The 8056-nt window shown below is 43.0% G+C and carries 3 protein-coding genes and 1 pseudogene; 2 read left to right on the plus strand and 2 right to left on the minus strand.

All coding sequences use genetic code 11. The features are described 5' to 3' along the window. Positions 1-318 precede the first annotated feature (318 nt). Positions 319-1053, minus strand: a complete 735-nt coding sequence (locus tag I8751_RS10830) for a phosphoadenylyl-sulfate reductase (protein WP_214439168.1) — start codon at positions 1051-1053, stop codon at positions 319-321. Between the two features lie 145 nt (positions 1054-1198). After that, positions 1199-6616, minus strand: coding sequence for a phytase (locus I8751_RS10835; protein ID WP_214439169.1), 5418 nt, complete (start codon positions 6614-6616; stop codon positions 1199-1201). 588 nt (positions 6617-7204) lie between these two features. Between I8751_RS10835 and I8751_RS10840 the strand changes: the two genes are divergently transcribed. Then, entirely contained in the window at positions 7205-7555 is a 351-nt protein-coding gene (locus I8751_RS10840) for a histidine triad nucleotide-binding protein (protein ID WP_214439170.1), read from the plus strand. 170 nt (positions 7556-7725) lie between these two features. Then, positions 7726-8056: pseudogene (locus tag I8751_RS10845) on the plus strand (photosystem II q(b) protein); the annotation flags it as partial.

Raw genomic sequence — 8056 nt, forward strand, 5'->3', positions numbered from 1 at the left:
TTGCGATCACTATTATCTCACCGCCCCGCCGCTGTTAACCATCAACCGTCATCAGTCAACCTGAAATCTTATCCCCTTTTAGGGGTCAGGGCTGATTCATTCGATCTCTTAGAGATTTTGTCAAGAGTATGAATCAGAAATTTGCTTGAGTGGGAAAAAGAAAAACTACCACCTCAACCAGCAAATTTAAGTGCGTTCACCATTTTCTTGCCCAATCAGATTTTTTAGTCACCTGCTTTTTTTGCTTGAAACGCTTGTAAATCAGCGCCTTTTAGGGAATGAAACAGCCCTGCTTTTAGGGGTGGGATGAGCTTAAAACTATTTTTGTAAATTACCAAGATGTAAACCACACTCTTTAGCAGTGGATTCTTCCCACCACCAGCGACCTTCCCGTTCATGCTGATTGGGAAGGACAGGTCTAGTGCAAGGTTCACAACCAATACTGACAAAACCACGTTCGTGCAATTTATTGTAAGGCACATCTAAGGCGCGGATGTATTCCCACACCTGGGCGGAAGACCAATTTGCTAAAGGATTAAACTTAATTAATTGATGGTCTGGGGTAGAAAAGGCGGTATCAACTTCAATTACAGGGATATGGTTACGGGTGCTGGGACTTTGGTCTTTGCGTTGACCTGTAATCCAAGCATCAAGAGTATTCAGTTTGCGGCGCAGCGGTCTTACTTTCCGGACACCGCAGCATTCTTTGTGCCCATCCTGATAAAAGCTAAACAATCCTTTTTCCTCTACCAAGGCTTGTACTTCTGCTGCGTCGGGGAACATTACTTCTAATTTAATTCCGTAATGTTCTCTGACCTGATCCAAAAACTGATATGTTTCTGAATGCAAGCGTCCGGTATCGAGTGTAAAAACCCGGAAGTCTTTAGTAATTTTTGAGGCAATATCAATCAGGACAACATCCTCAGCACCGCTGAAAGAAATCGAAATATTGTTAAAAGTTTCCAAAGCAAATTTAAGAATTTCCTTTGGTGTTTTTTGACTATATTCTGCTTCTAAGGCGGCAATATTTAAATCTGTATGGGCGGCTACCATGTCTTCATGTTCTCATCTTTCTCACCCCAAATTTTACCAATTTAAGATGGTGTTATACCAATTTTCATCAAACAACCCCATCCCGCCAGGGAGATGAGGTTGCAAATTTGTCACTATCTTCTCTAGAAGATACTACGCAAACAGACTAAGCCGAAAAAGTGAAATCATTTGCTGTCAGGCTGGTTGATGTAATTCCAACTAATGAAACTAGTTCAGTATTTCCTGTTTTCACCAAGGTGTCACTACCTTGTTGCAATAACGTTAAAGCACAGAACTGAGTAATGCCAATACCCCCAATTCCAATCACATCAATTCCAGTTTTAAAGTCAGTGATGATGTTCTTGCTAGTTGGCAAACTGGCATTAGCAATCCAGAACTGGTCAGCACCAGCACCACCACTCAAACGGTTGCCGCCTCCTTGACCAGCGAATAAGATATCATCACCATCGCCACCAAACAAAAAGTCATTGACATTGGAGAATAAAATGTCATCTTCAGAACCACCATAGAGACGGTTATTGCTACCGCCACTCTTGAGAGAGTCATTACCTGAAGCGCCGAACAGTAATTGTCCAGAACCTTCAACTACTTGCAGGTTATCTTCGCCTGCTCCCCCAAACAAATTATTACTACTACTAGCTTCCACCACGACAATCAAATCATTGCCATTGCCACCATCGGCACTAGTTTTGCCAGCAGGGCTATTTTGACCAATAAATATTTGATCATTACCGTCTCCCCCAGACACTGAAGAGTTACTACCAACTAGCACCGTGTCATCACCGTTTTCGCCAAAGACTGTGTTACCTTCAGTAGCTTCTACAATATCTGCTCCGTCACCTGCAAAGAAGAATTGTCCTGGTTGAAGATTGACGATATCGCTGTTGCTAGAACCATACCTGTTGGGGAAAGTAGGCTGTACAGTCACCAAGTCTTTGGGTAATTCCAGAATGCCAAGTTTCTCAGGTGTAGGCCCTGCAACTTGAAAGTCATTGTCGTTAATTAAAGCTAGAGTGTTGGGTGCTACCAGTGCTAGACCCTCTAATTTTTCTACCCCGGTGTAACCCAGCTGTGCAGCGTTAGCTATCAGGCTTTTGCTCACAGGGCTAATCTTGGCAGTAGTTAATTCAGCCAAAGTCAGTTGTTCAATGGTTTTACCATCTGGCAAACTAAAGTTAACAGGGCTATAAATATTTGTTGCCCCTGTTAAATCAATTTGATAGATTAATTTGTTGCCAGCAGATGTAGCATTATCATCTCGTTCTACGACTGCGAATTTACCATTACCAAGGGAAACTGCATCACCAATTTTGTCAGTTCCAGGTAGACCTTCTAGAAGATATAAGTACTCTCCAGTTACCTGCTTGCTAGTGATGTCAAATTCTAAAATTCTCAAATTAAGAGAAGCTTTAGAAGTTCCATCATTGGCAACATCAGGATTATCAATTGGACTCTGAATAAAAGCGTACAACTTAGAACCTTCAAGCGCCACAGCTTCAAATCCCCGATTGTTGCGGCGTTGGGCGTAAACTTCTGGTAATACTTCAGTTCCAAAAGTTCCCGCGCTTTGATCTGGATTGGGTGCAATTGCAGTGCCTTTGGGGATAAATCGGTCAATTAACTTACCATTACTATCAAAGTGGTAAATTGCCGGACGGTATTCATCCACCATCCAATAATCGCCATTTTCGGCAACCACAATTCCTTCTAAATCTGCACCCAAAGGATCGTTAGGTAAGGGATTATTATCTAAATCAACGCCAATTTCATCAGTATAAGCTGTACCATTCGCACCAGCTTGCAGATTTGGTAGTCCAGTTAACGGGGTTGTACCATCTGGGCGGAATAACCCTGTGCGCTTGGTAATGGTAATTTCACCCGTGGTGCGGTTGAGTTCAAAGCTGACGATTTCTGGTTGGAAGTCAGGTAATAAAAATGGTCTATTTGCACCAACAGGTTCGCCATTTGGGCCGCGGTCTGTGTGAGTGACAAATCTGAGATTACCATTCGGTGCAACGCCTTGGAAGTACAACCCAGAGAAACCACCCAACAAAATATCTTCACCTTTAGAGGTTGTGCCTAACTTGGGGAGGTTTGCAAATTCATAGATAGTTAACTTAGGTTGGGCGACAGGATTGCGTGGATCGTAACTAGTGGTGTCAATATTTAAAGGAGTGGGGAAAGCGTTAGCAATGTTTTCCCAAGGTACTAGCTTAAAGTTAGAGTTGACGTTTTCAAGTTCGTCTTCATCTAAGACTAGTTTGGCTGGTTCATTGTTACCATCTTGGGTAACAAATAGACCGTAAGGGAAGTTAGACCCCAATGGCACATTAATTACATCTGCCCCATCTGACTCTTGTACACTATCAATTGCTCCATTGCTACCAACGGCAAAGTTACCCACATATTCGTTGTTACCTTCACGGGTGTAGGCAACGAAGGTGTTATCGCCTTGGCTGGATGCTAACAGATAACCTGTGCCGTCTTTGCCGTAGTAGAGAGTTAAACCTTCGACATCATCGGTGAGGTGATTACCACCCAAGTCTTTGACTGTATCAATTAACTTACCAGTTGTGCCACCGTTGGGTTCTGCTTGGAACTTCCAAATACCGACATTTTCTTGACCAATGTAGAGGAAACCAGTCTCTTGGTCTACTACCATGCCTTCAGTTTGCGGATCGCGATCGCCTATTGTGGGTATAGTAAATTCCCGTACTCGTTCGTAGCCAATTTTGCCGTTACCCTTGTCAATCAGTTCAAACTGCGCTATGTCTCCAGTTTCACGGCGACTGGTAAAGACATAATAATCATTAGTTACGGGGCTACGGTACAAAGCTAATCCATAAGCACTCTGCTCCGATGAAGAATAAGGAGGCTCAAAGGGCGGTGCTTGGAAAATAGTACCAATATTGCTATCGGTAATATCTTCTAAATATTGACCAGGGGTGCTGGGATTGGGGTTAATCTTGAATATTGCCAGTTTATCATTACCGCGATCGCTCGCTACGGCAATATCTATTGTTTGATTGCCTAATTTAAAGCCGTATTGCAAATCAATGTTGTTGTAGCGGATATCACCAGGATTAATGGTCTGTAACAATTTCCCAGACAGGTCATACACCCGCAAGCCGGCATTTTTTACCGAGGTTAAGACTAAGCTGTCAGCAGAGTTGGTGGCATTAACATAGATAGCAGGATCATCAGCATCAGCATTTTGATCTAATGGAGACTGTGCGGGATCTTCATCGTCAAATAAATCGGGACGGGTTTCTAATCTCGGTGCTGCGGTAGGTACTAAATCTGCATTTAAAGTGAGGATTTGAGTAAATTGCCTGTCACCAAAGTTGTTGTCACTCACCAGTACAATCGACTGACCACCATCTGCTAATTTAGGGCCAAAGCTAATGCCTTCGATGTTATCTAATCCAGTCGGGTGATTAGCGTCAGTAGGTAAATTTAGGTCATTTAAATTTAACAGTAGACGCTTTTGGGTTGGTTGAAGAGCAGCTAATTGAGCTTCATTTAAACTGCTGAGTGAGTCGATGGTGCTAATATCCGTTGCACCTTGTAAAGTGACTTCATAGATTTTAATCGTGTTACCTATACCCACAGCAAAAGAACGTTCCAATGCAAGCAAAGTGCCACGATTATCTATTGCTAGTAAATCCACCAAACCATTATCACTAAAGCCTGTCTCTGGGTTTGGTGTTACAGCTGCATCTGTAGTATAAAGATATTCTTTCTCTGGCTGTCCACTCAACAGGTTGTATTGCAGAATCCGAGAACGGCTACCGCTGGTAGTAGATACCCTCGCCCCATCTTGAAAGAGGGCGTTTTCTGTAGCGGTGAATAAAGTTTTTTGGTCTGGTGTGATAGTCAGGCTTTCAAATGCCAAATTATTATACACACCTGCGGTTTGAGTATCGCCTGCATCTACAACACCGTTACCGTTAGTATCTGATATCGTTGGTAAAAACTTCTTGGGGACAGAAAGCGATCGCACTTCTTGCCCCGTGGTGAGGGAAAATTCTTTAATAAAAGGATCACTAACCCGACCTACACCAAGATTAACTTCGCCCTCAGAGGAAATAAAGACCGTACCATTGTTAGTTAAAGCAATACCCTCCGGGTCAATGCTATTAAGTGCAAACAAGTCACCACTACTATCTTTTAAGGGTGTGACATTGGTAAAAGTCACTTGGTTATCAGTAGTAAAAGTATAAAAGCGGGCGGGGCCAAATTGGGAGCGATCGTCTGAAATCACATAGTAGCGGTTGTTAGCAGCATCGTAAGTAACACCAGACAATCCACCCAATGGAATCTCTACTCCATTTACCGTTCCTGCTGTACCAGAAGGGATAAAACCTGTCTCAAAGATTTGCTGTCCCAGAAACTCTGCACTGGGAATAGTTTTACCTGCTTCGGTTGGGCCAGCTTGCACATCTGCGAATACAAGACGATGGTCAGAACTGGGGAAAGGAAAAGTACCTACTAAAGAAAACGTCGGGTCAGTGTTCAAAGGCCAGAAAACTGCCGAGTTAGTAATTTTCAAGTCAGCCGAAGGTAATACATAGTCTACCCGTAGGTTTCCGGGAGCCGTATCAGCGAAGTCTGCGGTATCAAAGCTAGGATTACCTTTGTGATTGGCGTTTGCACCACCTTGTAAACCTGACTGTTGCAGTCCACCGGGACTAGTGGGGATGACATTAGTATTAATGCCTGGGTTCTGTAAAAGTTGGCGGATAGCATTGTCAAAACTATCACCATCAAAAGGATCAGCATTTTGATCGCCCATAATTACAAAGCGTGAGCCAGTAGTAATACCGCCCTTATTACCCTGATCATCATAGATGTACTCACCTTTACCAGGGGTAATATAATCTGCCCAAAAACGAATTTCGTCGTGGTTACGCTTACCGTTGCGGTCTTCGGGGCCATCAAAAGTAGGAGGTGTAGGGTGGCTCACCAGAACATGAATTGTTTCCCCATTTACTTTGATAGGTACATCCCAGTGACTTTTAGAAGACAGACGCAGAGCATTTTGTTCCTCTGAAGAATACCAAGATATTCCAGAAGCATCGATGATAGTAGGTAGCAAAGACTCCGGCATATCTTGCCAAAGGAAATTTTGGAATGTCCGCACATTAGCCGTATCAATAGGATACTTAGACAGCAGCAACATTCCGAATTGACCAGGGAAATTCCCAAACCCAAAAGCATCATCACCGTATCCGGGTGTGCCTGGAGTCGTAACTACCGTACCGTCATTATTCAAATCAAACCCAGAAGCAATACCCGTATTAGAAGGAGCAATGTAGAAGTAAGGGTAATCAACAGGACTTGCACCATTTTGACTAACACCAAGATAATTATGCTGGAATAACCGTACCGCTTCAGGATCATAATCAAACTCATTAATTAGCAGCACATCCGGGTTATTACGCTGAATGATTTCTGCAACTGCTTTCGCCTGAGCATTGTCAGGAGTAGATAAATCGCTGACTAACTGACCTTCAGCATTGCGATTTAGCGAAGCATTGAACTGAGAAAAACGAACTACCATAAAAAACTCCTACTCTCTGCGCCTCTGCGTGAGAAAAAAATATTTACGCGATCGCTTTCAGATTTCTCCACAAAGCGATCGCAGTCTCCTGAATAGTTGAAATTAGAATAGATGTAGATTTTGTAACTGCAAAGATGCTCCTTACAGCCGGGACAATCAAGAGATTTAGTATGAATGATCGCGGCATCAGTATTAATTCTGATTCAGTGACCTCAAACTATCCCAATTAGATTAAGAAACAGCTAGCAAAAGGTTAAAACGACAAATAGAGTATTTACTCCGCGTTCTCTGTCTTGAAAAGTTTGTTACGGAGGGAAACCAACGCCACTTGCTTCTCCCAAGGGGAGACGCTGCGCGAACAAGTCGGGAAACCGCAAGGGCGCAGTGGCTCCTCCTGACAACTTTTCGCTGTGTCTCTGTGGTTTAAAAATAATTTCTTTAACCACAAAGAACGCAGAGAAAAAAACAAGTTTTACCAGTCAACTTGAAAAGGCTATACCTAGTCCCTAATAACTTTTCCCCATCAGAATGTACTGCACATATCTGTAAACCTTTAAAATCTCTAGCAGATGAGTTAGGTAAATCGGTATGAGTGAACCCACAGAGACGATTTTCAGCAAAATCATTCGTCGAGAAATCCCAGCTAATATTGTCTATGAAGACGATTTAGCTTTAGCATTCAAAGACGTAAATCCCCAAGCACCAGTTCACATCCTCGTTATTCCCAAAAAACCCATTCCCCAACTAGCTGATGCTGAATCTCAAGATCATGCTCTTTTGGGACATCTTTTCTTGACTGCCAAGCGCGTTGCCGAAGAAGCTGGACTAAAAAACGGTTATCGCGTTGTAATCAACACTGGTGCTGATGGCGGTCAAACTGTCCACCACTTACATTTGCATATTTTGGGAGGACGGCAAATGACATGGCCTCCTGGTTGATAAAACGAGATGAATCGTGTTTCTAATGCGATTCATCACAAAAACAAATGATTAACATAACAAATACTTAATTAAAATCGCTTTACAAATCTCAATTTTACTTCTAAGGTAGTACACAGGTAAGTAACTTTACTTACCCAAATTATAAACACATAAAGCACTTATAAACAATGACCACAACCTTACAACAGCGCTCTAGCGCCAATGTATGGGAACGGTTCTGCGAGTGGATCACCAGCACTGAAAACCGGATTTATATCGGTTGGTTCGGCGTATTGATGATCCCTACCTTGCTAGCCGCTACCACCTGCTTTATCATTGCCTTCATCGCTGCACCTCCAGTAGACATCGATGGTATCCGTGAACCAGTAGCAGGTTCTTTGATCTACGGAAACAACATCATCTCTGGTGCAGTTGTACCTTCCTCCAACGCTATCGGTTTGCACTTCTACCCAATCTGGGAAGCAGCTTCCTTAGATGAGTGGTTGTACAACGGTGGCC

The organism is Atlanticothrix silvestris CENA357 (assembly GCF_016056295.1).
GTDB classification, from domain to species: Bacteria; Cyanobacteriota; Cyanobacteriia; order Cyanobacteriales; family Nostocaceae; genus Atlanticothrix; species Atlanticothrix silvestris.